The 24,331-nt window shown below is 63.8% G+C and carries 26 protein-coding genes, 1 tRNA gene and 1 pseudogene; 4 read left to right on the forward strand and 24 right to left on the reverse strand.

All coding sequences use genetic code 11. The features are described 5' to 3' along the window. Window positions 1-4 precede the first annotated feature (4 nt). The 4 genes and pseudogenes from QA609_RS04785 to QA609_RS04800 all read right to left on the reverse strand — a co-directional run bounded on the left by QA609_RS04785 (window position 5) and on the right by QA609_RS04800 (window position 2,737). Window positions 5-853, reverse strand: a complete 849-nt coding sequence (locus QA609_RS04785; RefSeq protein WP_278301444.1) for a nucleotidyltransferase — start codon at window positions 851-853, stop codon at window positions 5-7. A 284-nt stretch (window positions 854-1,137) separates the two neighbouring features. Continuing rightward, window positions 1,138-1,305 (reverse strand): annotated as a pseudogene (locus tag QA609_RS04790) (DNA-binding protein); the annotation flags it as partial. 169 nt (window positions 1,306-1,474) lie between these two features. Further along, window positions 1,475-1,649 (reverse strand) — tRNA-Trp (locus QA609_RS04795). Between the two features lie 62 nt (window positions 1,650-1,711). Then, window positions 1,712-2,737 carry a DUF5794 domain-containing protein gene (locus tag QA609_RS04800; protein ID WP_278301445.1) on the reverse strand — a complete coding sequence of 342 codons (1,026 nt, stop codon included), beginning with the start codon at window positions 2,735-2,737 and terminating at the stop codon, window positions 1,712-1,714. A 452-nt stretch (window positions 2,738-3,189) separates the two neighbouring features. Between QA609_RS04800 and guaB the strand changes: the two genes are divergently transcribed. After that, complete coding sequence (gene guaB, locus QA609_RS04805) at window positions 3,190-4,689, forward strand: IMP dehydrogenase (protein ID WP_278301446.1); 1,500 nt, start codon at window positions 3,190-3,192, stop codon at window positions 4,687-4,689. Between the two features lie 60 nt (window positions 4,690-4,749). Here guaB and QA609_RS04810 read toward each other — a convergent pair whose 3' ends face one another. The 6 genes from QA609_RS04810 to QA609_RS04835 form a co-directional block, all read right to left on the reverse strand. Next, entirely contained in the window at window positions 4,750-6,459 is a 1,710-nt protein-coding gene (locus tag QA609_RS04810; protein WP_278301447.1) for an AMP-binding protein, read from the reverse strand. Between the two features lie 547 nt (window positions 6,460-7,006). Next, the gene (locus QA609_RS04815) at window positions 7,007-7,369 is read right to left on the reverse strand and encodes a hypothetical protein (protein ID WP_278301448.1); all 363 of its coding nucleotides are present in this window, start codon (window positions 7,367-7,369) and stop codon (window positions 7,007-7,009) included. 230 nt (window positions 7,370-7,599) lie between these two features. Beyond that, on the reverse strand, window positions 7,600-8,193 hold the full coding sequence (locus QA609_RS04820; protein ID WP_278301449.1) for a GNAT family protein: 594 nt from the start codon (window positions 8,191-8,193) through the stop codon (window positions 7,600-7,602). Window positions 8,194-8,216: 23 nt separating this feature from the next. Next, window positions 8,217-8,651 carry a rhodanese-like domain-containing protein gene (locus QA609_RS04825; RefSeq protein WP_278301450.1) on the reverse strand — a complete coding sequence of 145 codons (435 nt, stop codon included), beginning with the start codon at window positions 8,649-8,651 and terminating at the stop codon, window positions 8,217-8,219. After that, window positions 8,644-10,086 (reverse strand): FAD-binding oxidoreductase, encoded by a 1,443-nt coding sequence (locus QA609_RS04830; protein ID WP_278301451.1) that lies wholly within the window; start codon window positions 10,084-10,086, stop codon window positions 8,644-8,646. Before QA609_RS04830 ends, QA609_RS04825 begins: the two co-directional genes overlap by 8 nt. Window positions 10,087-10,194: 108 nt before the next feature. Beyond that, window positions 10,195-11,025, reverse strand: coding sequence for a transcriptional regulator (locus tag QA609_RS04835; RefSeq protein WP_278301452.1), 831 nt, complete (start codon window positions 11,023-11,025; stop codon window positions 10,195-10,197). Between the two features lie 420 nt (window positions 11,026-11,445). On the opposite strand from QA609_RS04835, the gene QA609_RS04840 reads away from it, so the two are divergent. After that, the gene (locus QA609_RS04840) at window positions 11,446-11,973 is read left to right on the forward strand and encodes a cupin domain-containing protein (RefSeq protein ID WP_278301453.1); all 528 of its coding nucleotides are present in this window, start codon (window positions 11,446-11,448) and stop codon (window positions 11,971-11,973) included. Window positions 11,974-12,160: 187 nt separating this feature from the next. On the opposite strand, the gene QA609_RS04845 is transcribed toward QA609_RS04840, so the two are convergent. The 5 genes from QA609_RS04845 to QA609_RS04865 all read right to left on the reverse strand — a co-directional run bounded on the left by QA609_RS04845 (window position 12,161) and on the right by QA609_RS04865 (window position 15,898). Continuing rightward, window positions 12,161-12,442 carry a GYD domain-containing protein gene (locus tag QA609_RS04845; RefSeq protein ID WP_278301628.1) on the reverse strand — a complete coding sequence of 94 codons (282 nt, stop codon included), beginning with the start codon at window positions 12,440-12,442 and terminating at the stop codon, window positions 12,161-12,163. A 254-nt stretch (window positions 12,443-12,696) separates the two neighbouring features. Then, complete coding sequence (cmk, locus tag QA609_RS04850) at window positions 12,697-13,308, reverse strand: (d)CMP kinase (RefSeq protein WP_278301454.1); 612 nt, start codon at window positions 13,306-13,308, stop codon at window positions 12,697-12,699. Window positions 13,309-13,363: 55 nt separating this feature from the next. Beyond that, window positions 13,364-13,819 (reverse strand): hypothetical protein, encoded by a 456-nt coding sequence (locus QA609_RS04855; protein ID WP_278301455.1) that lies wholly within the window; start codon window positions 13,817-13,819, stop codon window positions 13,364-13,366. Beyond that, window positions 13,819-15,405, reverse strand: a complete 1,587-nt coding sequence (locus tag QA609_RS04860) for a sodium/proline symporter (protein WP_278301456.1) — start codon at window positions 15,403-15,405, stop codon at window positions 13,819-13,821. The genes QA609_RS04855 and QA609_RS04860 overlap by 1 nt, the downstream gene beginning before the upstream one ends. Further along, a complete protein-coding gene (locus QA609_RS04865) occupies window positions 15,398-15,898 on the reverse strand; it encodes a hypothetical protein (protein WP_278301457.1) in 501 nt (166 codons plus the stop codon). Before QA609_RS04865 ends, QA609_RS04860 begins: the two co-directional genes overlap by 8 nt. Before the next feature lie 278 nt (window positions 15,899-16,176). On the opposite strand from QA609_RS04865, the gene QA609_RS04870 reads away from it, so the two are divergent. Continuing rightward, complete coding sequence (locus QA609_RS04870) at window positions 16,177-16,653, forward strand: hypothetical protein (protein WP_278301458.1); 477 nt, start codon at window positions 16,177-16,179, stop codon at window positions 16,651-16,653. Here the strand turns inward: QA609_RS04870 and QA609_RS04875 are convergent. The 6 genes from QA609_RS04875 to QA609_RS04900 form a co-directional block, all read right to left on the reverse strand. Next, window positions 16,644-18,371: a YcaO-like family protein gene (locus tag QA609_RS04875; RefSeq protein WP_278301459.1), complete on the reverse strand. Its 1,728-nt coding sequence runs from the start codon at window positions 18,369-18,371 to the stop codon at window positions 16,644-16,646. The two genes, QA609_RS04870 and QA609_RS04875, sit on opposite strands and share 10 nt — an antisense overlap. A 219-nt stretch (window positions 18,372-18,590) precedes the next feature. Further along, window positions 18,591-19,427 carry a bile acid:sodium symporter gene (locus QA609_RS04880; RefSeq protein WP_278301460.1) on the reverse strand — a complete coding sequence of 279 codons (837 nt, stop codon included), beginning with the start codon at window positions 19,425-19,427 and terminating at the stop codon, window positions 18,591-18,593. Between the two features lie 104 nt (window positions 19,428-19,531). Next, on the reverse strand, window positions 19,532-19,969 hold the full coding sequence (locus QA609_RS04885) for an RNA-binding protein (protein ID WP_278301461.1): 438 nt from the start codon (window positions 19,967-19,969) through the stop codon (window positions 19,532-19,534). A 65-nt stretch (window positions 19,970-20,034) separates the two neighbouring features. After that, complete coding sequence (locus QA609_RS04890; RefSeq protein ID WP_278301462.1) at window positions 20,035-20,235, reverse strand: DUF1918 domain-containing protein; 201 nt, start codon at window positions 20,233-20,235, stop codon at window positions 20,035-20,037. Window positions 20,236-20,302: 67 nt separating this feature from the next. Continuing rightward, entirely contained in the window at window positions 20,303-20,476 is a 174-nt protein-coding gene (locus QA609_RS04895; RefSeq protein WP_278301463.1) for a hypothetical protein, read from the reverse strand. Between the two features lie 44 nt (window positions 20,477-20,520). Then, complete coding sequence (locus QA609_RS04900; protein ID WP_278301464.1) at window positions 20,521-21,198, reverse strand: type 1 glutamine amidotransferase domain-containing protein; 678 nt, start codon at window positions 21,196-21,198, stop codon at window positions 20,521-20,523. Between the two features lie 138 nt (window positions 21,199-21,336). Here QA609_RS04900 and QA609_RS04905 point away from each other — a divergent pair, with 138 nt between their 5' ends. Next, window positions 21,337-21,786 carry an Hsp20/alpha crystallin family protein gene (locus QA609_RS04905; protein WP_278301629.1) on the forward strand — a complete coding sequence of 150 codons (450 nt, stop codon included), beginning with the start codon at window positions 21,337-21,339 and terminating at the stop codon, window positions 21,784-21,786. Window positions 21,787-21,809: 23 nt separating this feature from the next. Here QA609_RS04905 and QA609_RS04910 read toward each other — a convergent pair whose 3' ends face one another. The 3 genes from QA609_RS04910 to QA609_RS04920 form a co-directional block, all read right to left on the reverse strand. Next, window positions 21,810-22,811, reverse strand: a complete 1,002-nt coding sequence (locus QA609_RS04910; protein ID WP_278301465.1) for a bifunctional oligoribonuclease/PAP phosphatase NrnA — start codon at window positions 22,809-22,811, stop codon at window positions 21,810-21,812. Between the two features lie 178 nt (window positions 22,812-22,989). Further along, complete coding sequence (locus QA609_RS04915; RefSeq protein WP_278301466.1) at window positions 22,990-23,988, reverse strand: ornithine cyclodeaminase family protein; 999 nt, start codon at window positions 23,986-23,988, stop codon at window positions 22,990-22,992. A gap of 50 nt (window positions 23,989-24,038) precedes the next feature. Then, entirely contained in the window at window positions 24,039-24,254 is a 216-nt protein-coding gene (locus QA609_RS04920; RefSeq protein WP_278301467.1) for a hypothetical protein, read from the reverse strand. Window positions 24,255-24,331: the final 77 nt, after the last annotated feature.

Raw genomic sequence — 24,331 nt, forward strand, 5'->3', positions numbered from 1 at the left:
TGCATTAGTGTGGCCAACCATTCCATAGTTCTCGCAAGTCTTCGATGAAACTGTTCGCCTCAACAGCCGTCCACGTCGTCACTGTAGATCCAGTCAGGTTGACCATTTCGTTTTGTTGCTGCATGTCCGTGACGTCGATTTTGTCTTGCTCAAGGAACTCGAGAACTGCTACAAAGCGGTCACCAAGGTCTGATTTCCGGAACCGCTGATAGGGGATGTTATAGAGCAAGCACTCGATGAAGTAAGAGGGTACGTCGCCGTTGCCGAACAGTAGCTTGTCGCCGATGTGGTTTCGTGCGTGTTTGAACATCCGAATCGTCTCTTTGTAGTTTCCATTACACCGACTATTCTTGTTCTCACCGTTCCACCGATGCTCCTTGGGAAAGTTGTAGATATCCGTACCTTTGAACTGGTCTCGGAAGAAAATCCCCCGGGTGAGATCGGGTTCTGAATCTCCGGGCGGATATGAGTAGTAGACGCGGTATTCCTGGGCCGGGACCACATCAACGTTCAACGGAAGGGAACAATGATCGCTATCGAGCTTCACTGCTTTGTCGTCGATTTTGACTGCTTTGCTCCCGAATTTCGTCTTTAGCGCACTCTTGACGTCTCCGTAGAAGTCCCGGTATCCGTAATCAGCATCATCGTAGTCTTCGTGATAGCGTTCCTTCTCGTTTCTATCGAGTTCCGATAGATCCCTCCGCCATGACGACTCGAGTCGTACAACGATATCAACGTCACTTCCCCCATAGATATGAGTCGTGTTCGCATACGATCCCTGGAGGTAGACGTCGAAATCGTCTTTCTTCTGTTGAAGCGGGGAACGAGATCCGCGAAGTCCGTTATAGACCATTCGACGACACCGGGCAGATCCTTTATCAGCGCCGGTACCAGTCCAATTCTCTAAGCGGCTTTCTGGTATCGCCATGAGGGCAGAATCCAGTAGTGAGGCTGCGAAGTTAACGATTTTCAGATCGCAGTGAAAGTAAAGCAGGATACATGTAATTCGGTTAGATGTTCATCAGAGAAGCCACGACTAACGCCTGCGATGCACCGGACACCACCCGATGACGGCCACATCATGATACAAGGTCTCCTCGAGACGAGACGATCGGCGCGATAGCAACTCCGACAGGCGAGGCCTATCACGCGCCGAATCCGGTCAGTGTAGTTCTCAAGCGCGTACCCTGCGCTTTCGACAAGCGCCCAAAGTTCGTCGCGGTACTTCCACAGCCAGTATGAGACATCGCTCTGATCGAGTTCGAGCGCTTCATCAAGAACTTTGATTGAACGGTAGATTGTCGCAAGATCTACTTAGAGGTCGAGAAAGCCCCTCTTAGATAGTGTGCAGAGAGGGTCGGAGGGATTTGAACCACGCCCGAGAACCTGCTCACTGCGTTCGCAGAACCTCGGTCTCGTTCAAACCCTCCTCATTCATTACTCACCGCTCACGATGTTGTTCGCGGTGAGGAAATGGGGTCGGAGGGATTTGAACCCCCGATCGACTGATATCTCCGGCGCGCCTCGGAACTCCAGAGGGTCATCACACGGACACTGATCAGGTGTCCGATCAGTATATCAGTCTGGAGTGTCGTCCCGGGCGCGGTGCCTCTGGAGTCAGTCGCCATGCCTGGCTTGGCCACGACCCCTCGAGTCTACGTTGGGCGATCCGCCCTAAAGTGGTTTCGATTCGGACGCTCCGTCCCGCGATTCAGAGCCAGGGTGCGCGTTCCTCTTCGTCGTCATCGAAGGGACCGTCGTCGTCCTCGACCGAGTCGTCACTCGAGTCCTCCTCGTCTGCGAGCGCCTCCGCGGCCGACTGGTCCTGCCCGCCGTCGGTCGACGTCGACGACCCCGAACTCGAGTTCGAGCTCGAGCCGCCGGGGTTGAACAGCGGTCCGGTGCCGACCGCGGGTGCCGATTCCGCCGAGGGCGACGGCGAGGGTGACGGCGACGGGCTCGAGAACCGCGGCGCGCTCTCGCTCGACTGCGAGGACGAGTCGTCGTCGCGCTCGAGCGGGATGTCGACCGCGAAGATCGCTGCGACCAGCAGCGCCGCCAGCGGGGCCTGGCCGAACGCCATCCCCAGCAGCGACAGCGGCAGCAGGCCCAGCGCGACGGCGCTACCGAAGCGGAACCGGTCGATGTCCATGTACTCGCGCAGGTACGGGCCGCTGATGGCGACCCCCAGCGCGAAGGCGACGCCGACGACGGCCGCGAGGGTCGCGTTCGCGACCAGCGCGGGGTCGTCCATCACGATAAACGCCGCGCCGGAGGGCTCGAGGCTCGCCAGCAGGCCCAGCCCGACGATCACCGCAGGGCTCGGCAGGTACTCGCCGATCGTCGCGCTCGCGGTTTTGGCCGCGATCGCGAGGATGACGACCGCCGCGAACCGCTCGAAGACGGCCTCGTTGAGCACGGTGTCGATCGCCGGTGCCAGCGCGGCCTGCAGCGCCGCCAGCAGGATCAGCGGGATCCCGACCAGCAGGACGACCGTGACCTGCTCGCGGGGCGTCCCGCTCATCTCGGCGAGGATCACGGCGACGGTGGCGCTACCCCCGAAGATCAGCAGACCGATCTGCACGGCTCCGAGGGGGTCGTCGAGTGCTCCCGCGAGGATCAACGCCGGGAAGATCCCGTCGATCAGCGGGAGCATCATGACGAGTGCTAACAGCTTCGTATCGCCGCCCACCAGGCTCTCGAGCCGGAGGGCGATCGGGTGTTGGGATGCACTCATCGCTTAGGATCGATGGCCGTGACCCGAGGCCGATGGGTGGTGTGAACGGGAGTGCCACGAGGGCGTGGCGAGCCAGTCCATCGTGAGGCCTCGCGCTGTGAGTTTGGATGTAAAGTTCCCGAAAATTTTGGTGGCGACGGCGGCAGCGCTCGTCTGGCCAACGGGTCGGGAGCTGTTGAAACTCACAGCGTTCATACACGTACGGTCTACTGGCCCGTCAATAAACGTTGCGTGAGAAGCGATTGCACAACTCGGCGTATCTCAGCCAATAACGGCCAGATCCTGACAAAGATGAACTGATCTGAATGTGTGGTGCACGTTCCCGGACTGTGTGGTTCTACACGCCGTGTGGCGATTCGACGGACCGAACCACCCCTCGCCGCCACCGACAGCGGTTCACAACCCCGCCCCGGTCTCGCAACGCTTTTTGCCGACGCTTTCGGACAGTTTACATGGCGAACGACGCTCCCGAGCACGAGCCGTACTCTTCGAAACTTCAGGTACCGGAAGCGCTAACGTTCGACGACGTCCTCCTCCGTCCGAAGGAGAGTCGCGTCGAACCCGACGATGCCGACCTCTCCTCGCACGTCTCTCGCTCCGTAGAACTCTCGGTCCCCATTCTGTCGGCCGCGATGGACACCGTCACCGAGAGCGGCATGGCCGTCGCGATGGCCCGCCACGGCGGGCTCGGCGTCATCCACCGCAACATGAACGTCGACGAGATGGTCGAGGAGATCGGCCGCGTCAAGCGAGCCGACGAACTCGTCATCCCCTACGAGGACGTCGTCACGGCCGACCCCGAGATGACCGTCCGCGAGATCGACGACCGGATGGCCCGCCAGGGCGTCGGCGGTGCCCCCGTCGTCAACACGCGCGGGGAGGTACTGGGCATCATCTCGAGTACGGACATTCGGCCCCACCTCGAGGTCAACGAGGACGACCACGTCACGGAGGCGATGACCGACGAGGTCATCACGGTCCACGAGGACGTCGACCCCCGCGACGCGTTCGAGCTGATGTACGAGCACAAGATCGAGCGCGTCCCGGTCGTCGACGACGAGAACCTCCTCGTCGGACTCGTCACGATGCAGGGCATCCTCCAGCGCCGCGAGTACAAGGAGGCCGTCCGCGACGAGGACGGCCAACTGTGCTGTGGCGTCGCCGTCAGCCCCTTCGAGCGCGAGCGCGCCGAGGCCGCCGACGAGGCCGACGCCGATATCCTGTTTATCGACACCGCCCACGCGCACAACCGCAACGTCATCGAGGGCGCCCGCGAGATCAAGGAGTCCGTCGAGGCCGACGTCGTCGTCGGGAACGTCGGCACCCGTGAGGCCGCCGAGGAACTGGTCGAGTTCGCCGACGGAATCAAGGTCGGCATCGGCCCTGGCTCGATCTGCACCACGCGAGTCGTCTCCGGCGCCGGCATGCCCCAGATCACCGCCGTCGCACAGGTCGCTGACGTCGCCAGCGAACACGGCGTCCCCGTCATCGCGGACGGCGGCATCCGCTACTCCGGCGACGCGATCAAGGCGATCGCCGCCGGCGCCGACGCCGTCATGCTCGGTTCCTACTTCGCCGGCACCGACGAGGCCCCCGGCCGTGTCGTCACGATGAACGGCAAGAAGTACAAGCAGTACCGCGGTATGGGATCCGTCGGCGCGATGAAATCCGGCGACAGCGACCGATACCTCAAGGAAGAGCCCGAGGAGGAGGACGACTACGTCCCGGAGGGCGTCGAGGCTGCGACCCCGTACAAGGGCACGCTCAAGTCCGAACTCCACCAGCTCGCGGGCGGCATGCAGTCCGGCATGGGCTACGTCGGCGCCCCGACGATCCCCGAGTTCAAGGAGCGCAGCGAGTTCGTCCGAGTCTCCTCGGCCGGCCAGGCCGAGAGCCACGCCCACGACGTCGTCATCACCGACGAAGCGCCGAACTACTCGCCCAACGAGTAACCCGACTCACACGGACGTCGCGGGTACTCGAGCGAACGCCTCGCAGCCCCGTTCTATCACTTACTCGAGCTCCGACCGTCGGATCTTTCCCGTCGTCGTCTGCGGTAACTCCTCGCGGAACTCGATCGCTCGTGGATACTCGTAGTCGGCCAGTCGGTCCCGAACCAGCTCGCGGATCTCCTCGCGTAGCTCCTCGGACCCTGCCGTCCCCGCGACGGGCTGGACGACGGCCTTGATGATCTCGCCGCGACGGTCGTCGGCCACCCCGACGACGCCGACCTGCGCGACCGACGGATGCTCGAGGATCGCCTCCTCGACCTCCCGCGGGCCGACCCGGTAGCCGCTGGTGATGATGAGGTCGTCGTCGCGTGATTTGAACCAGAGATACCCCTCCGCGTCGCGCTCGGCGAGATCCCCGGTCAGGTGCCAGGCCTCGCCCTCGGCCGTCTCGCCCGATTCGGATCGTACCCCACTGCGCTGCTCGCTGCCGTCTCCCCGCTCGAGTGTCGCCGCCGCCGTCTTCTCGGGGTCGTTCCAGTACTCTTCGAAGACGACGGGGTCGGCGCCCCGCCGAACCGCGACCTGTCCGATCTCGCTGGTTTCGACGCGCTCACCCGTCTCGGGGTCGAGCACGGCGACCTCGTGTCCGGGGACCGGCTTTCCCATACTGCCCGCTTTCGCGGGGAACCACTCCCGGCAGTTCGTCACCAGGAGGTTGGCCTCCGTCTGTCCGTACAGCTCGTTGACCACCGTCCCCTCGAGTTCGGCCTCGGCCCACTCGAGGATCTCCGGCGTGAGCGGCTCGCCCCCGGAACAGATCGCCCGCAGGGAGAGCTCGTAGCGGTCGGCGGGGTCGTCGACGTCCATCAGCATCCGGATCGCCGTCGGCGGGAGAAAGGAACCGGTGACGTCGAACTCCGAGAGCAGGTCGAACGCGGTCCCGGGATCGAACGACCCCATCGGGGAGCCGACGACTGGCTGGCCGTAGTGCCAAGCCGGGAAGACCAGATCGCCCAGCGCGCCGATCCAGGCCCAGTCGGCGGGTGTCCAGTACGTGCCCTCGAGGTCGCGCTCGAAGTACATCGAGAACGCGGGACAGTGACCCAGCCAGACGCCGTGGGTGTGGAGCACGCCCTTCGGCTTCCCGGTGCTCCCGCTCGTGTACATGACGATCGCGGGCGTGTCGACGTCCGTCTCCGCGACGTCGTGATCGTCGTCCCGCCAGTCGATCGCCGTCTCGAACCGCGAAACCGTCGCGTCGCCGACGGTCCCGCCCTCGATCTCGGGCTCGCCGTCGACCACCAGCACGGCCTCGAGGTCGGGACAATCGGGTGCGACCTCCCGGATCGTCTCCCACTGGGAGACGTCGACGACCGCGATCCGGGCCTGGCTGTCGGTCAGCCGGTAACGGAGCGCGTCGGTGCCAAAGAGTACCGACAGCGGCAGCGAGACCGCACCGAGCTTCCAGCACGCGAGGTGGGTCAGAACGTTCGCGGGTTTCTGCGGAACGACGACGGCGACCCGGTCACCGAACCCCAGTCCCAGCGACTCGAGGGCGTTCGCGACGGCGCTCGAGCGCCGATCGAGGTCGTCGAAGCTGTAGCGCTCGCGGCGTCCGTCGAGGTAGGCCTGGTGGAGGGCGGTCCGCTCGCCGTCGTCGTGTTTGCCCACCAGATCGACGGCCGCGTTGAACCCGTCGGGGACGTCCCACGAGAACGACTCGCGGGCCTCCTCGTAGGTCTCCCCCTCGAGCGTGACGAAGTACGTCATTCGTGCTGTACGAGAGCGGATAGCATGAAAGAACTACCGGCGAACGTGCCCCATCGAGTCGGCCTCGCCGCCTCCGGACGGGGAGCCCTCGGGTTGCGACGCACTGTGCCATCTCGTCGATGAGGACGGTGAGACGACCCGCAAACTCGTGGTGATCGAGCCGACTCGGGCGACCGGAGAACGTCCGCGTTTCCACGAGTGTTCGGCACTCGAGGATTCAGTACGGACAGGCGGGACTGCGTATCACTTCGTCCGATTGTTCTTCCTGTAGAGGTGCACACTGTCGACCGCCTGAAGACAGTCGATAAGCGAGGGAACGACGCGAGCGAGCGTAGCCGTTGCACGTCGACCAAATCAGCCGAACCGTCGTTACGTACGGGAGAAGTAGTTATCGGAGCGGATATCGATCTCTCTGAGTGCTGTCAAAAGTACGCTGCCGAGTATAGAGGATGAGTGCAGCAGACCGACTCCGTTCGTTCCGCCCGGTCTGCGATGAATCAGCCGTGAGATTGAGCCTGCGATTTGAGCAAGGTCTGGTTCTTGAAGCTCATCCTGATATTCTACCTCTGATCTCTGCGAGGAGGCCCAAGAGAATCCCGAATCCTATTACGAATACGAGAAACTCTGTTGTGTCGATCTCGCCTCGAATCCCGAATCCAGCACCAATGTAGGCGGCTGTGGCGGTTGCAAGGGCAAGAAGCCAGAACCCCATATCGTACCCTGTGTCCTCTACCGTGTCCCTTCCAACGGTGAGGAGGAAGACAGCGCTTATCAGGAGGTTAAGACCTGCGATGGCCCCAATTAGCATAGGTTCCCATGGACGGGTTACCAGGACTCCGAGCGCTATTATGAGGAATAACAGGCCTGCTCCAAGCCTTTGCTCCACGCCCATATCCGAAAATAGCGCCATACATTCAGTGAGATTTAACTATTGAAATAGATTAGGGTGTCAAAGAACTCCTGTACCGACTGATCCGATCTCCACCATATCGGCGTACCACATTCGCACCTTCTATTCAGCAAACTCTGTCCAAACTCCCGAACCGCTGTCAAAAGAGGCCTGCTGCATACAGAGGATGAGTTCAGCAAACGTTGATTCCGAATTGGAAATCGTTCTATCGGTCTCGATGGGGCAACCGCTCAGCATTCGGCCATCGCAAGGTATTCTTCCCGTGAAATCGAGTATCGATGAGCATCAACAACGGTCTCGTCCACCGGAAGCCAATTTCGCAGCAGGCCCTCGTATTGGCCACCATACCGTTCGACGTACTTGGTGATCGCCCGTCGAGACTTTTCGTTCCCGTCGATGTAGACGGCGACGACGAGCTCGAGATTGAGTCGATCGAATGCGACGGACAGCATGGCGTCGGCTCGTTCACCGGAATATCCACGTCCCCAAAATGGCTTATCGAGGAGAATGCCAAGGTTGGCGGATCGTTTTTCCCAATCCGGGTACAGTCCCGTCGTTCCGGCGATGACGCCTGCCCCGTCTTCCCCGTCTTTCGGGCGGATCACGTATTTCGCACCCTCCATATCGTTCCACAGTCGTTCAGCCTCATCCACGTAGTCGTAGGTCTCTTTCACCGTCTCGTGGGGAGACGAATCCCAGTACTCGAACATTTCCTCCGTATCGTCTCCGTTGGAGTAGAGTTCGTGAAGCGCGAATACATCGACGGAGTCGTGCGAAATCCGTTCGAGGTCGAGTCGGTCCGTCTCGATGTGGTCAGGGAACATAGTATATCATCAACGGTCTTCGATCACTTGTATCGGTCCACAGCGTCCTTCCATGCGGAGATCCCACCGGCGAGGTGTCCGACGCGGTCGAATCCCAGTTCCTGCGCCCGCTGTGCAGCCAGCGCCGAGCGTGCACCACCCTCACAGTAGAAGATAATCTCGGCCGCGTCGTCGAGGTCATCCACATACCGTGGATTCTCGGAGATCAGATGTGACTCCAACCGTCCCCTGGACACGTGGATAGCTCCGGAGACTATCCCTTCAGATAGCTCGACAGCGTCGCGGACATCAACGAAGAGGATTCCACCTTCGCCAGCCAGATCGATCGCTTCTGCTGGCGTATACACCTTGACAGTGGCCTCGGCCGCGCGAACTAACTCGTCGTATCTGGTCTGGATAGCGTTCTCGTGCCTGGCCGGCTGTGTCTGGGACGACCGGTGGTTGACGGTCTCACTCATCGCCCGCCCCTCCGTCAGTCCGCACTGATTCGGATGGCGTAACGCCGTGATTGCGGCTGAACACGTTCGTCGGGTCGTACTGGTCCTTGACCTCTACTAAGCGGTCGTGCGTCTCGTCGCTACGAGGGCTCCGTTGGGGTTCGCCGTCCTCGTTCTCGCCCAGTCCAGGGAAGTTGCGGTAGCTCTCACCAATCGAGTGGGAGTGCACGTCTCGCTGGAAGGAACGCGCCCAGTCGAGAATCGCCTCGTCAGCCTCGGAGTCGTCCCACTTGCAGTCGATGGCGAGAAGGTACGGGTGGTCTCGGCCGTTGAATGCCGTGGCATGCTCCGGAACGTCGGCAATTGCCCCACCCAGGTTCCAGACGTAGTAGAGTATTCGAGGGTCAGGCCGCGACGGCTCACGCTCGACGATCTCCGTGATGACCTCGTCGTCCAGCGAATCGAGGTAGACCGATCCCTGGTAGTACCGGTGCTCGTGGGCCGGGAAGAACGGGTCGAACCCCTGCTGGAGGTCGAGGTACCGGGTCCGGCCACTGAAGTCGAACAGCGGCGACCCGAACCCACGAAGTGGCCGGAGGAGTTCCTCACCTTCCTCGGTGTCGCCAGCGTGAACGGCGGTGATGATGGCGACCGGGTCGTCGTGGTACTCCTCCGGGAAGTGGGGGTCTTCCGGTATGCCCCAGATGATCGCCTCCCCACTGACCGTTCGCGGCGCGGTCTCGACGAAGTCGCGCCAGGCGTTGAAGGCCGCCGCCGCGTCCTCAATGGGGTGCCACGTCTCCACCGTGGCCAGCTCAGTCCCGATCGGGTGTGCCTCGAACTCGAAGGCAGTCACGATGCCGAAGTTACCGCCACCCCCGCGGACCGCCCAGAAAAGGTCCGGATGCTCATCCTCGCTGGCGGTGAGGAAGCGGGCGTCGGCAGTGACCAGATCGACCGAGACGAGGTTGTCGCAGGTCAGTCCGTACTTTCGCCGGAGGTGGCCGTACCCGCCACCGAGGGTGAGACCTGCGACACCAGTGTGGGAAACGACCCCACCTGGAACTGCGAGTCCGAACGCTTGCGTCGCATGATCGACGTCCTGCCACGTGGCACCGCCGCCGACGCGAACGCGCCGGGTATCTGGGTCTACGTCAACCCAGTTCATCGGGGAACAGTCGATGACGATCCCGTCGTCACACGTTCCGAGACCAGCAGCGTTGTGTCCCCCACCGCGGACGGCAACGAGCAGGTCCTGCTCGCGGGCGAACTCGACCGCGCTGATAACGTCAGCGACGTCCTGGCATTGAGCGACCAGATCAGGCCGTTTGTCGATCATCCCGTTCCAGACTGTGCGAGCGTCGTCGTAGCCGGAATCCTCGGGGCGGACCAAGTCGCCGAGAAATTCCGATTCAAATTCATCGATGTGATCACTGTTTTCTGCTTCAGATCCCATATGACACGGTGCGACCGCAAAATCGTTATAGATTCCTGCTGAAGGACCTTCGTCGTGCAAAATCTTTCACGGCGTGAAACACCAATCGGTCAGCCCCGGTGATTCGGCCTATTCGAGCGACTGCAGTGAACCGTGTTCGTATGCGTCCCTGAGCGGATGTGCTTCTGTACGGAACTGCTCGTAGTACGTCTCCGCCCACGTTCGCATGTCGCTACTAGTCGTCTCGATGAGCGCCTGTAATCCACCATTCTCGTGATCGTAACAACAGATGGTCACGCAATCGTCGAAGAGAGAGATTTCGTACCGATCTTCCATCGGCAGGTTCTCGTGCAACAAGACGGTGTAGCTGTCGCTGTCAGCTGCCTCCATGATCGTTTCCGTGTCTCCCCACGATAGGAGTTCATCGAACACTTCGGGCGGGTAAATGTACTCACAGTGGAACTCATCATGCTGGTCAAGGAACCGATCGAATGAGGTCTCCAGCGTCCGTAACCCCAACATTGCCACGCCAACACCGCGCCACGTAGATGTCTCCGTGATCAACTCGATACGGCGTTTAGTGGATTTATCGGGGTGCCCAGCATTCGGGCGAGTGACCGTTACATCCGTAAACAGATTGACGCTGAACCCATCTAATTCATGAGGTAACCACTGCCAGACGTCACGAAGTTGGTGCTCAATCGACATCGCGTCCACAAACTCCCTTAGTCGATCGGCAACGAACTCGCCCAGACCGGTCAGCTGGTACCCCCGATCCTCCCGTTCGACCCAATTGCGATTCTCGAAGTCGGTGAGAATTCGGCTCATGGTTGGCGACGAAGCCCCCGTCGCGGATCGCAATGCGTCACGGTCATTCGGACCCGAGGCCAGCGTGTCTAGCACGGCGACCCGATGGTCCGACGCGACGAGAAATTCGATGTCGTCGGGTGTCCCATCCATGGTCTTGGTATGTGCTGGCACACAAAAATCGTATAGGTGGTGATCGCTGCGAATGGGCCTTCTGTGCATGAAACATTCGCGCCCTGTATCTCGCACGCTTCGCTCATCCTATCCATTAGCTGGTAGATATCGCGTGCAACATCCAGAGCATGAGTGCAGCAGGACGATTGTTCTATTCCAAGTATTTCTAATTATATTTATCCCATCAGTAAAGACGTGGAGTAAATTGTTGGGATGGATTTGGTTGTGCTGAAAGGAACCTGGCAACTAATGGTCAGATGTCAGTTGTTGCAACGCAATCATCAACTGCTGAAATGCCAGCCAATAGTTATCTATTCTCGCTTCTCGTGCCTCGTTCCGCCGAAAGGCGATTCAAACGAGAGTGACTCCATGGCTTCCGACAATGAGTCAATCGAGGGTGTGTTACGCAGAACAGTGCTGAAAGCCAGCGCGGCAGCGGCGGGCGCGCTCGGCCTGAGCGGAACAACGGCGGCCGACGAACACGACGAGGAGGACGACCACGACGACGAGGTTGAGGTGGACGAACCTGATGGCTTCGATGTCGAAATCCTCCAGGAGCACGCCCCCTTCAGCGACGACGTGGCCGCGACGTTCGAGCTGACTTACGACGACGCTGACGAACCGATCGTCGTCGATCTCGACGACGCCTCGACCGTTATCGTCGCCGAGGCAACGTGGGAGGAGGGCGCGGAGTCCGGGTGGCACCGTCACCCCGGGATGTCCATCGTCCGCATGATCGAGGGCGAAATTGAGCACACGATGGAGGACGACTGTGTCCCGCGGACGTACTCGGCGGGCGATGCGTGGATCGACCCCGGTCACGTTCACAAGGCCGACAGCGAGGGCGGCGCACTCGCACACGTCACCTTCCTCGGGATTCCCGACGGAGAGCCAGCGACGGAGTGGGTCGAGCCGGTCGAGTGCTGATAGTCCAGCCCTCCTATCGCTGCCCTTCATAAATCGAACCCAATTCGTGCCTCATTCGCGCTCTCTATTCAGCAGACTCCGTTCGAACTATCGAATGATTATCAGAAACGTCGTACAACGTATAGAGGGTGTATGCAGCACTGTCGCGGGTTGGAGCGGTGCGCTATCTGCGGACGCGGCGAATCCGTCACGACATCGCTTCAACGATGTCGCGGAACTCATCGAGGGTGAATGCCCGAAGCGTTTCGGTCGTCACGTTGCCGCTTTCTGCAAGCGTGAGCGCTCCTTGCGCCGCCGTCGTGTCGTCCGGGAAGTCGGCGATGACGACGCCGTCGTACCGGCCCATCGTGACGAAAAATTCCTTCCACGTCCCGCCCAGTGATTCGACCATCTCTTTCGCGTGTTCCGTTCGCTCGGGGCTCTCTCGGACGTTTTCGACGCCTTGCTGAGTGAAAGACGTCAAGAGCACGTAAGTCGGCATTACGGACGTGCATACGCCGAACTGAACAATATAGTCGTACCCCCGGTATCAACCTCTCTGGACAGCGCATATGATCATACGCGCGCTGTATTCAGCACGTCGTCCTCTATACCACTCCTTTCTGACAGAACGACTGGCGGTCAGTAAGCACCCTCTACGTAACGGGACAACGGCTTGCATTCGTCGCTGCCGTTCAGTCCAGGACTGTCTCTCTCTTCGTCTCCGAAGGTGTCCGGAAACGGTTACGGGTTCAGCTCCGGCGTCGAGAACGCTCCCGTATCGGCGTCGGGATCGTACTCCTCGAGTGCGGCCCGGACGATCTGGAACACCCCCTCCTTCCCCCAGCGGGCGGTGTTGAGCTGCAGGTCGTAGAACTCCTGTTCGTCGATGTCGATCTCGTAGTACGACTCGTAGCGGCCGGCCTCGCTGACCTCCCGGACCCGCATCTCGGCTTCGGTCTCGAGACGGTCCTCGATGCGATCGAGGCGGACGTGCTCGGGAGCGTCGAGCCAGAGTCGCAGATCCGCGCGCTCGCCGGCGATCCAGCCCGCGAGCCGGGACTCGAGGATGAAGGGTTTGTTCGCGGTTCCCCACTTCTCGGCGATCGACTGCAGTCGACGATCGAGCGCCCGGTCGATCTCGTCGTCGGAGTCCGCCTCGGCGGTCAGCTGGTTGAGGCTCATGTCGCGGTCCTCGGCGAGTTCGCGGAAGATGTCGCCGCCGGAGACGTACGGACAGCCGATCGCGTCGGAGAGCCGCTCACAGAGCGTCGTCGCGCCACAGCCCGGCGGTCCGGAGACGGTGATGAACAGTGTCGTGTCGATCTCGACGGTCGTCGTCGCACCCGTGGACATACGTGATTCCTCACGGCTCGGCGTAAAAAGCGGTCCGTTCGAACGGGACGGCGATCTAGAACCAGCCGCGCCGTTCGATCTCGACGGTGACGTCCTCGAGTGACGGCTCGTCCTCGAGACCAGCGACGGCGTCGGCCTGCGACTCGGCTCCGCTCGTCGACACCAGCGTCATCCCGTCGTCGTAGGGAGCGTCGGCGTGGGTCCAGTCGATCTCGAGTTTCGCCCGCCGGAACCGCGTCCCGGTGACGAGTCGGATCCCCTCGATGGCCTCGAGGGGGACCGAGAAGTTCCGCTCGTCGAGGGACTCGAGTTCTGCTGGCGCACTGTCGGCGACCAGCGCACGGTCACGTTCGCCCATGTCGGCCCGCAACAGCATCGAGCGGTAGGACTCGCCGACGAAACAGCAGAGCAGTCGCTCGTCGGTGACCACCAGCTCCCAGAACTCGATCGAGTTCGGGCGCTGGCGGATCCAGTGGGTGAACCGCGCGATCGGGTCCTCGGTCGCGGTCATCACCGTTCGAACAGGGCGTGCAGATCAGCGGGCAGCTCCTGGCCCCGCTGGGTGGCGATCGAGACGAAGACGAAGACGACCATCGTCACGAGCAGCGAGATCGCCTCGGCCGGAACCGCCGGCGGGTAGGGGTAGATCGCCATGATCGACTCGTTGAGCCACTCGGTGCCGGTGATCGCTGCGGCCTCCGGGATGACGTTGTAGACGATGTTGAACCCCATCCCGATGACGAGCGCGGCGATCGCACCCTCCTTGGTCGCGCCCTTCCAGTTCAGCCCGAAGACGGCGATCGGGACGAACGCGGCGGCGAAGAAGCCCCAGCTGATCGCGCCCAGGATGCCGACCAGCGCGTCGGAGTAGTAGACGACCCCCGTCGAGAGGACCGTCAGGCCGGCCAGGGCCCCTTGCGTGACCCGGAGCTCGGTCTTCGGATCGGTGATCGGACGGTTGAGCGCCCGCGGGATGTCCCTGGAGATGGCCGCCGCGCCGATGTTCAGGAACGAGTCGCTGGTGGACATGATCGCCGCGAGCAGGGCCGCGAGGATCAGTCCGGCGATGACGCTGCCGGTGTGATCGAGCACGAAGACCGGTCCGACCTCCGAGGCCGAGAACGTTGCCTCGCGCTGGCCGGCCTCGACCATCGCGCGCATCGACAGCCCCGCGGAGAACGCGATCAGGCTCGAGATCGCGTACGAGATCGCCGCGATCGGCGCGCCCCACTTGAGGATCGTCAGGTTGCGGCTCATGTAGAACTTCGTGATCAGGTGGGGCTGGCCGGCCGCGCCGACCGAAAACAGGATCCACCAGGCGAGTCCGACGAGGACGGCGGTCGTCGCGCCGCCGAGCGCGCCGAACGGCGAAACGAGGTTCGGATCGGCACTCGCGAGGTTCTGTGAGATGTTCGCCATCCCGCCGCCGAACGAGAGCGCGTACGCGAAGACGAACCCGGCGCCGACGATCATCGTGATCGCCTGCAGGAAGTCCGTCCAGACGCCGGCGATCATCCCGCCGAGCATGCTGTACAGCAGGAGGATCAAGGCGCCGCCGAACAGCCCCCACAGGACCGGGATGCCGAAGATGGCCCGCATAACGAACTGCAGCGCAGCCAGGTTAACCGCGAGGTAGGCGATGACCCCGAGCGCGACGGCGACGCCGCTGAGCCCGCGAACCCAGTCGCTCTCGTAGCGGACGTACATCGCGTCGGGCAGGGTCAACACGTTCCGGATGTCGGCCAGTATCCGCAGCCGCTTTGCCAGGACGACCCACGTCAGCAGGAAGCCAAGCGGCGCGGTAAAGAAGATCCATAGCGCGGTCGTCCCGAACTCGTAGACCAGTTCCGGCCCCCCGACGAAACCGAACCCGGACTGGATCACCGAGAAGGCCGTCAGCGCGAGGACCCAGGTCCCGATGCTCTTGCCCGTGATCAGGAAGTCGCTGGTCGTGTCCGTCCGCATCCACCCCCAGACGCCGATCGCGATGACGATCAGCAGATACGCCGCGCCGAAGCCGATGATGATCGGATCGTCGGCGACCGGAATCCCGTCCTGCTGGAGGAGCGTTCCGGCGTTCGCGAGGAGTTCACTCATCGGTCGTTTCACCCCCGTCGGTGGCCTCTACGGTCTGTTTGGGTTGCTCGGGAGCGAGCGGGAACGACTCCCGTCGCTGTGCCTCCCGGGCGTCCTCGATGATCCCCTCGACGATCTCCTCACTTCCAACTCTATCGAAAATAAATGCGTAGTAGATCGCCGCGAAAAGCGGCAGGAACCAGATGAACCCGAAGTACACGAGCGTCGGAATCGGGAGCCCGAGCACGTAGCTGTAGTCGGTGACGCCCGGCTCCCAGGTCAGCCAGATACCGACGAGGCCGATCAGGAAGAACACGCCCAACATACCGATCAACCCGGTGTAGGGCGCGAAATTCGGGTCACTTCCGTTTCGCTCGATCGTCGCCACGGCGAACACCGACAGAATCGTCCCTGCAGCGACGAACGAAAACACCCTGTATAGTCCGAGACTCGCCGTCACGAGTGCGAGCGCCGACAGAACCCCGACGACGACCATCGTCGTGTTTCGCGTCATCGGTCGGTCACCCCTCGCTCGAGTCGCCGGTCCGGCCACCCGCCGACGTTCTCGACGCGCTGCCCACGTCCCCCGCGGAGTCGCCTCGAGACCGGCCGCGCTCGGCCGACTCGTGGCTTTCTATCACGAATCATCGTCCTATTACACACAACAGACTGCCGAGAAGGTGATCGTTAACATGTTAAACTCCGGCGCGTTCCGTCGAAACGAGCCGCTCGAATCGGGCGGTGACGACGCGAAAAGTAATACTGACGGTCGCTCGGTTCCGAGGATCGAGCGTGAACCGCCGCAGGGTACTTCAGTCCGCCGGAACCGTCGCGCTCGTCGGTCTCGCGGGCTGTATCGACGGCGTCCAGGAACACTTCACGGGGGGCCTCCAGAGCCCGGTTCCCGTCGAGATCACTAACGACGGGGAGCAGCCCTACAACGTCAGTCTCGACGCCGTGGCTCGAGGCAACGGTCGGGAAACCTACGAGGAGAGCTACACGATCACGCCCGGCGAGCGCGTCGCTCCCCCTCACCTCGAGGGGGAGGACCAGCAGTTCCGCGTCACCCGACACGGCAACGACGAGCTCGACGATCTGGTCGAGATGGGGACGATCACCGACGAGACGAATCTGGTGTTGATCAGCCTCTACGAGGACGAGATCGAACTCGAGATCATCGAGGACGAGGAGGAAGCCGAGGAGGCCGAGGAGGAAGTCGAGGAGGAACACGACGACGGATCCGACGGCGACGACGCGGATCAGGGGTAGGGGTGGAACGGCCGCTCGAGTGCGGGCTCGAACCCGAGCTCGGCCGGCACCTCCCGGGCCCGTTCGCCGAAGAACGGCTCGCGAGTAAACAGCGGTTGTGCGCCGGGGACGACGACTCGCACGCCCTCGAAGCCCAGCCCCTCGACGTCGCGGGTCGTCAGCCGGGCCGCGTGGGGCGCCAGTCCGGCGTCGGCCGTTCGTGCGACGAGTTCCTCGAGCGCCTCGCGGCCGGTCGGGACCGGATCGGGCCCGACGCTCGCTGCGGGAACCGTCCGGTCGACGTCGACGAACGCCCGCGCGGGTTCGGGGAACGAGGCGTACTCGCCGATCGCGGCCGAGGCCTCCGCGGCCTCGTCGGGGCCGAGCCCGCGCAGTTCCATCCAGTTCTGTAGCGCCTCCGCCAGCGCCGCCGTCGCCGCCTCCGTGACGTCGAGCCCGGCGGCCGAGCCCGCGGCGAACGCGGGCCACTCGCCGTCCCCGGAACCGCGGTGGACCGCGACCGCGACCACGGGAACGTCGACGTCCTGGGTGACGAGCATCGGCGTCACCTCGAGTCCCTCGCTCCGAGCCCGTCGCTCGAGGGCGGCGAACGACTCGCTCTCGACGGCGAGTCCGAGCGGGTCGAACGTCGAGTACCAGGCCAGCATCGTCGCGTCGCGCTCGAGGACCTCGGTCAGCCCCGACAACAGGGCGTCGACCGTCGAGGACCCCAGCCCGAGCCCGGTCGTGATCGCGGGGACGAGCCGCTCGCCGGGCTGGGGGAACTGGACGGCCGCCGCGGGCAGGTGGGTTCGCTCACCCGTCTCGAGGGTCTCACCCTCGACCCAGCGGTGCTCCTCGTCGGGATCGTACTCGGGTGCGTCGTCGGGTCGAACGAGATCCGTCGGCGAGACCGCCCGCTCGAGATCGGCCTCGCTCGCGTGGACGAAATCGCTATGCCGGTAGACGCCCGCGCAGTAGCGCTCGAGGCCCTCGCCGACGGCCTTCATCAGCGCCGCGTTCCAGTCGGGGTCGACGCCCGCCGCCTGGTTGGCCGCGCTGGCGTCGCTGTACCCGCTCGTGTCGGCCGTCGTCGCGAGGTAGTACGGTGCGGGGAACGACTCGACCTCGCCGATCGTGCTGACGATGCCGACTCGGTCGTCGATCGCCTGGTCGGCGTGCTCGACGGCGTGGTCGAGGTCGAACGGCTCGTCGTCGCGCTCGAGGGATCGATCCCGTTCGCCGCCGCACGCACAGCCCGGCACCGGGAGAACGCGTCGACGATTGTGGGGGACCTCGAGAACGTGGCCGATAACCGACCGTTCCTCGCCCGACAGCACCCGTACGCACTCCCGACCCGCCAGCGCGCCGGCGAAGCGAGCGGCGCTCGAGTCGGCGCTTGGCTCGTCGGCGGCCGACTCGAGGTTCGAGTCGACGCGGGCGCGAAGGCAGTCGAAGCAGCCCGTTGCGGGGGCGAAACCGGAGACGGCGGCGTCCAGTTCCGCGATCGGATGGCCGCCGGCGCCGCCGATCTCGACGGCGATCCACGGAGTCCCTCCCGCCAGGGCGGCCTCGTTCGCTCGCTCGAACGTCGCCGCGCCGGCGACGTCGCTGACGACGGCGAAGCGGGCGTCCTCGAGGTCGGTCGGCGCGGCCGAGCGAACCGAGACGTCGACGTCTGCGAGCGCGGTCTCGACGGCGTCGCGAACGGGATCCTCTCCGACGACGGAAACGTGCATACCGGACCGTCGTACGGTCTGCTGTAAGTCCTTTCCGGAGCGACCGCGGGACGACGCCAGGTCGTATCGGAACAGGGGTACTGGCGGATACTCACACACGTTCCGTACGCAGTCCGGGTCGTGAGGCGGAACCGGTCGGTTCGTTGTGGAGACGAGCGAACGTGTCGGGGACCGTCTCCCGACTCGGACTCGAGAAGCGGGCTTCGAAGCGGTCCGGCATCACGTCGCCAGTCGTCTCCACGCCCCGGCGAGTAGTCCCGAGAGAACGACGCCGACGAACGAAAACGCGAGGACGACCATCAGCACGTCCGGGTCGGAGAAGCTCGTCGTAGCGATAAAGAGCGCAATCGCAGCGTTTCGAGCGGCGGTCGTCGTCGCCAACACTTCCCGCGTGTTCCGTCCCGGTCCACCGAGGGCGTACCCGAGTACTAGCGACGCGGCGATGACGACGGCCGAAATGAACAGCGTTCCCGTGCCGACGAGTGCGAGCATCTCGTTGCTGTAGGCAGCCAACAGGAGCACGATCAAGAGGAGAAACGAGAGATCGGAGAGCCGTTGTACTGGTGGGTACAGCCGGTTCGTCGCGGAAGGGAATCGAAGATCGAGCCCCATTCCCGCCAGCAGCGGGAGAAGCTGAATACCGAAGACCATCCACCCGATTGCGAGCGGGTCTACGGCAACGTTCCCGGGCAGAAGCAGTGCTAAACTCGCCGGTATCGTTACGACCGAGATGATCCCGAGAACGGCCATCAGGCCGCTGGCAAACTCGATATTACTGTTGGACAGTTCCGCGAACTTCGGGCCGAAAGGGGCGCCGGGAGCCACGGCGATCAGCACGATCCCCGCCGCGTATCCTGCTTCCACGGGAAGCGGACGGACGAGCAGATACGCGAGTACCGGGACCGCCACGAGATTGACTACCAGTGATTTCGTCATCAATCGCCGCCTGCGGAGTGCGGCCAGTAGCTGACCGAGTGACAGCTCCATCCCGATAGAGAACATCGTCGAGAGGACGAAGATCGTCGTCGCGACCTCGACGACCGTCTCAACTGACATCGCTACCATGTTGTGCTCACGGTCTGATCGGTGGGTTCGAAGCGCCATGGCGTGGGCGCTCCTGTTTCGCGTTCGGCGGACGGACGGAACGCCGCGCTCGAGGGCTACTCCTCGTCGCGCAGGCGCTCGAGGACCTCCTCGGCGTTGTCGACGGCCTGGTCCTTCTTGGCGGGGTAGGCCTCGACCTTCGCCCGGAAGGTGATCCCCTCGCCGAGGCGGACCTCCTCGCCGAAGGCGGCCTGCTTGTCCAGTCGCAGGAAGAGTTCGGTGTTCTCGGTGACGCGGTCGTCGAGCTCCCCGAGGAGACCGTCGAGATCCTCGAGGTCGGCGAGCCGCGAGAGGACGTGGCGAACGTCGTCAGCGTTCTCGACGCGGGCCGACAGCACCAGAATGCGGTCGCCGTAGTGGCCCTCGCTCTCGACGCGTTCGATCTCGAACTCCTCGGGGAGGAAGGTTCGAAGCGCCTGCTCGACGCGTTTCTCGTCCTCGGTGGCGTAGCAAAACGCCCGCAAGTCGACGTAGTGAAGGGGTATCTGTGGCATCTGCGGATACAGTGCGGATCGCTGGTTCGGAACGGGCGGGCGAGCGTCGAGTCGCCCCGATCGGGTTACTCCTCGTCTTCGTTGGCGCCGTCAGCCGCCTCGAGGGAGTCCTCGGGGACGCCGGTCTCCTGACCGTCTTCGAAGCTGATCGTGTAGGTGACGTCGCCGAACATCGACTCCATCGTCTGGGTGACGGTGCCGGTCTCGCCGTCGAACTCGCTGTGCTCGTCGTGCAGAACGACGTCGTCCTCTTTCTCGAAGCTCATAGTGGCCGTTCCCCGGCGCGAGATAAAAAGGGACTGATTCGCCGCGCGGAAGCCGGTGCCGAGCCGGCTACCGCATGCTCTCGAGGGCGTAGACGGTGTCGGACATGAGCCATGCCTCCTCGTTTTCGGCGTCTTCGATACTCAGGGCGAAAAACGAGTCCCGGCCGTCGTCGACGGTGATCCGGTAGCTCTCGCTCCGCAGCTCGGTCGTTCGCTCGGACGGCGTCGGGTCGGCGGTCACACCCGAACTCGGCAAGCCGGAGGGATAACTGGCCCGGTTCGGAGTTACTCGAGTTCCTCGAGCAGCGCCTCGGCCGCGGCGCTCGAAGACTCGGGGCCGCGAGCCGTCAGCAGGTCGCCGTCGACGGTGACGCTCGTGTCAGCGTCGAGCTCGGGATCGAACTCGCCGCCCGCGGCCTCGACCTCGTCGGCGACCCAGTAGGGGAGCTTGCGGCCGTCGGGCATCACGTCGTTCTCGTCGACGATGTCTTCCTCCCACTCGTTGGGGAAGCCGGTGACCTCGCGGCCGTTGACGACAAAGGCGCCCTGGCTGTCGCGGGCGAACCCGAGCATGCCGACGGCGTGACAGACGACCAGCGCGGTCCCGTCCTCGCCCTCGACGGCCTCGCGGAGGAGCCGGCGGGCGTCGCTGTCCTGGTTGACGTCCCACTCGGTGCCGTGGCCGCCCGGGAAGACGACGGCGTCGTAGGCCTCGCCGTCGGCTCGCGCGACCGGCATCGGGTCGTTCAGTCGCTCGTCGCTCTCGTGGACCTCGCGGACGTGCTCGGCGGTCTCCTCGCCGACCTCGTCGGGATCGGCCGACGTCTCGTCGAGTTTGGGCGGCCCGCCAGACGGCGTCGCGACGGTGATCTCGACGCCGGCGTCGGAGAGCGTCTCGAGCGGCTCGATGCATTCCTCGCCCCAGTACCCTTCCTCGCTAACGACGAACAGCGCTTTGGTCATACCCGAAGCGAGGGTCGGAAGACGGAAAACGACGAGCCTGGATGCTGCCGCGTTCGCGAACCGACACGTCCGAACCGGTGACAGTTCCGATACTCGTAAGTGGCTTTTTCGAGGACAGCGGTAGTGGGTCGAACTGCTATGGCCGGCCGACGAAACCCCTTCGACAACCTCGAGGAACTGTTCGACCGACTGAACCGCCAGTTCGAGGAGGCTACCAGAACCTGGGAGAGCGAGCAGGGCGAAGGGTTCCCCTTCGGCGCCGGAACGACCACGCTCGACCTCGCCGACCACGACGACGAGTTCGTCGTCACCGTCGACGTTCCCGGCTACGAGTCCGAGGACCTCGACAGCCGCCTCTCGGGCGAGACCCTCTACATCAGCGGCGAGCGCGAACACGGGACGACCGACGAGCGCGACGACAGCTACCTCCGCCGCGAGCGAGAGCTCGAGTCGTTCAGCCGCCAGCTTACCCTTCCAGAGCCCGTTGACGCCGACGGGATCGAGGCGAGGGTCAACAACGGCGTGTTGACGATCCGCCTTCTCAAGCTCGAGCCCGGCGAGGGATCGCACGCGATCGACATCGACTGAGACGGACGGCGGCTCGCCCGCCCTCAGCTCTCGGCCTCGAGGGCCTCGAAGAACCGGTCCGGGAGCCGGCTCCCGACGACCGTCAGCAGCTCCCTGGCCTCGGGATCGACGTCGTCGGCGATCGCCGCCAGCTCGATCCGACCGCCGGCCATGTCGTGGTGACCGCCGGCGGAGCCGAGCTCGTCGAACCCCGCCTCGAGCGCCTCGCCGATGTCGATATCGGGATCGATCGACCGGGCGCTCAGCCGGATCGCGTCGTCGACGACGCCGTAGACCAACACCGTGTCGACGTCCTCGAGGTTGAGCAGGTAGTCCGCGGCCTGTGGCAGGGCGTCCGTTTCGGGGGTCCGACCGACGGTGGCGACCATCGACGACCCCTGGCGCTGGCGGGTCGCGATCGCTCGACCGATGGCGTCCAGCGTCGCCGCGGAGAAGGCGCTGCCGTACAGCTGGTCGAGCGCCTCGAGTTCGGCCTCGGGGTAGACCGCGAGCGCGGCCTCGTACTCGCGGCGGGTCGGACTGCGAACGAAGTCGAGCCGTTCCCGATGGAGCGCAAACAGCAACGCCGAGGCCAGCCGAGGGGTCGGCTCGATCCCGAGCTCCTCGAGATACTCGACGAAGATCGTCGTCGTCGCGCCGTAGTCGACGCGGACGTCGACGAACGCGGCCTCGATCGGATCGCCCGGGTGGTGGTCGACGACGATCTCCGGACGGAACGTCTCCGGAAGCTCGGTGTTGGCACCGGGTTGGGAGTGGTCGACGAACGCGACGGCGTCGTAGTCGTCGAGTTCGGTCTCGTCGAGGGTTCGCAGCGAGAGCTCGAGGACCGAGACGAACGCGCGGTTTTGCTGGTGGGAGATCTCGCCGCCGTAGGCGATCGCTACGTCGTCGACGCCCGCGTGATCGGCGATCGCCTCGAGGGCCAGCGCGCTGGCCAGACAGTCGGGATCGGGGTTGTCGTGGCAGACGATCGCAAGCGAGTCGCGGCTCTCGAGAACCGCGGCGAGCTCGACCGCGCGGGACATGGGGCGTCGTAGGGGGTCGACACGTTTGAACGCCCCTACGGTTTCACAGGAATTACACCGGCAATTTAACGTTAGCTGGCGGTAGCAGCGCCATATATTGCAATCGCCGTCGGCAACCGATTCGTAACCGATCGATACCGACGGGTCTCACAACCGTCCGTCACCGCTCGAGGCCGGATCAGTTGCCCGTCAGCGCCTCGCTGGCCGGCGCGAACGGAATCTCGGTGCCGAGCCCCTCCTGGCGGGCGCGCTCGTAGAGCATGTGCGCCGCGGCGACCGTCTCGACACCGGTGCCGCCGCTGTCGAAGACGGTGATCTCCTCGTCGCTCGTTCGTCCGGGCGCGACGCCGGCGACGACCTCGCCGAGTTCGGCGTGGACGTCGGCCTCGCTGACGACACCGGCCTCCATCGCCGCGAGGAAGGCGCCGGCGTCGAACGTCGCCCGCTCCCGCAGGTCGGGAACGTACGTCGCCCGCTCGATCGTGGTCGTATCCAGCTCGCGGCTGTCGGTTCCGTACTGGCCCATCGCCGTGACGTGGGTCCCGGGTTCGAGGTCGTCCCCGTCGAACACCGGTTCGCTCGCTCGGGTCGCCGTGATCACGATATCCGCACCGGCGACCGCGTCGGCGCTCGAGGCGACGGCCCGGACGTCGGCCGCGAGGGCAGCGTCGAAGTCGGCGGCGAACGCCTCGCGGTTCTCGGCCGTCGGCGAGTAGACCCGTACGTCGGTGAGATCGCGGACGGTCGCCGTCGCCCGGAGCTGGCCACGGGCCTGCGCGCCGCTACCGATGATTCCGAGCGTGTCGGCGCCCTCGCGGGCGAGGGCATCGACCCCGACGGCGCCGGCCGCGCCGGTTTTGAACGGGTTCATGCTCGCGCCGTCGAACAGCGCGAGCGGCTCGCCGCTGTCGGCGTCGAACAGCGGCAATACGAACCAGGCGTCCTCGGCGCCGAACCCGGCGCTGTACGTGTATCCTCCCATGACGCCGCTCTCGGGGAGGATAGCGGTGTAGCCGGTGAGCATCCCCTTCGGCTCGTCGCGAAAGAGCTTCGATCTGGGCTGGGCGGGGGCGCCCTCGCCGCGCTGTCGGTACCCCTCGCGGACGGCGTCGACGTACTCGGCGGGAGTCGCGAGTCCGTCGACCTCCTCGCTCTTCAGAAACAGGGTGTCGGTCACACCGGGGAAACAGCGGGAAAGGAGAAAGGGATACCGGCTCGAGATCGCGTTCAGTCCGCGTTGAGTGGCTGGGGCGTCGACTGGACGTCCTCGGTCGAATCGACCGGGGTATTGACGAACATTGCATGGCCCATGAGCACCATCGCGGCGAACGCTCCGGCCGGTATCGCCGTCGTCACTGACAGGCCGACGAACGTCAGTGCGGCGGTGATGCCGAGCAGTGCGACTGGGATGAGGCCGAGAACAATGTCGTAGTATCCAGTCATAATGTATTCTATACTATGCGGAATAGTGGCATAAGTGTTTCCCATAATTAGCTGATACTGGACCTATTTCTAACTCA

The organism is Natronococcus sp. A-GB7, assembly GCF_029688865.1.
Classification (GTDB): domain Archaea; phylum Halobacteriota; class Halobacteria; order Halobacteriales; family Natrialbaceae; genus Natronococcus.

Bases quoted from the DNA above. Each gene is read 5' to 3' on its own strand.
- QA609_RS04785 (WP_278301444.1), bottom strand. From the start codon at position 853: ATGGTCTATAACGGACTTCGCGGATCTCGTTCCCCGCTTCAACAGAAG.
- QA609_RS04800 (WP_278301445.1), bottom strand. From the start codon at position 2,737: ATGAGTGCATCCCAACACCCGATCGCCCTCCGGCTCGAGAGCCTGGTG.
- guaB (WP_278301446.1), top strand. From the start codon at position 3,190: ATGGCGAACGACGCTCCCGAGCACGAGCCGTACTCTTCGAAACTTCAG.
- QA609_RS04810 (WP_278301447.1), bottom strand. From the start codon at position 6,459: ATGACGTACTTCGTCACGCTCGAGGGGGAGACCTACGAGGAGGCCCGC.
- QA609_RS04815 (WP_278301448.1), bottom strand. From the start codon at position 7,369: ATGGCGCTATTTTCGGATATGGGCGTGGAGCAAAGGCTTGGAGCAGGC.
- QA609_RS04820 (WP_278301449.1), bottom strand. From the start codon at position 8,193: ATGTTCCCTGACCACATCGAGACGGACCGACTCGACCTCGAACGGATT.
- QA609_RS04825 (WP_278301450.1), bottom strand. From the start codon at position 8,651: ATGAGTGAGACCGTCAACCACCGGTCGTCCCAGACACAGCCGGCCAGG.
- QA609_RS04830 (WP_278301451.1), bottom strand. From the start codon at position 10,086: ATGGGATCTGAAGCAGAAAACAGTGATCACATCGATGAATTTGAATCG.
- QA609_RS04835 (WP_278301452.1), bottom strand. From the start codon at position 11,025: ATGGATGGGACACCCGACGACATCGAATTTCTCGTCGCGTCGGACCAT.
- cmk (WP_278301454.1), bottom strand. From the start codon at position 13,308: ATGTCCACGGGTGCGACGACGACCGTCGAGATCGACACGACACTGTTC.
- QA609_RS04855 (WP_278301455.1), bottom strand. From the start codon at position 13,819: ATGACCGCGACCGAGGACCCGATCGCGCGGTTCACCCACTGGATCCGC.
- QA609_RS04860 (WP_278301456.1), bottom strand. From the start codon at position 15,405: ATGAGTGAACTCCTCGCGAACGCCGGAACGCTCCTCCAGCAGGACGGG.
- QA609_RS04865 (WP_278301457.1), bottom strand. From the start codon at position 15,898: ATGACGCGAAACACGACGATGGTCGTCGTCGGGGTTCTGTCGGCGCTC.
- QA609_RS04875 (WP_278301459.1), bottom strand. From the start codon at position 18,371: ATGCACGTTTCCGTCGTCGGAGAGGATCCCGTTCGCGACGCCGTCGAG.
- QA609_RS04880 (WP_278301460.1), bottom strand. From the start codon at position 19,427: ATGTCAGTTGAGACGGTCGTCGAGGTCGCGACGACGATCTTCGTCCTC.
- QA609_RS04885 (WP_278301461.1), bottom strand. From the start codon at position 19,969: ATGCCACAGATACCCCTTCACTACGTCGACTTGCGGGCGTTTTGCTAC.
- QA609_RS04890 (WP_278301462.1), bottom strand. From the start codon at position 20,235: ATGAGCTTCGAGAAAGAGGACGACGTCGTTCTGCACGACGAGCACAGC.
- QA609_RS04900 (WP_278301464.1), bottom strand. From the start codon at position 21,198: ATGACCAAAGCGCTGTTCGTCGTTAGCGAGGAAGGGTACTGGGGCGAG.
- QA609_RS04905 (WP_278301629.1), top strand. From the start codon at position 21,337: ATGGCCGGCCGACGAAACCCCTTCGACAACCTCGAGGAACTGTTCGAC.
- QA609_RS04910 (WP_278301465.1), bottom strand. From the start codon at position 22,811: ATGTCCCGCGCGGTCGAGCTCGCCGCGGTTCTCGAGAGCCGCGACTCG.
- QA609_RS04920 (WP_278301467.1), bottom strand. From the start codon at position 24,254: ATGACTGGATACTACGACATTGTTCTCGGCCTCATCCCAGTCGCACTG.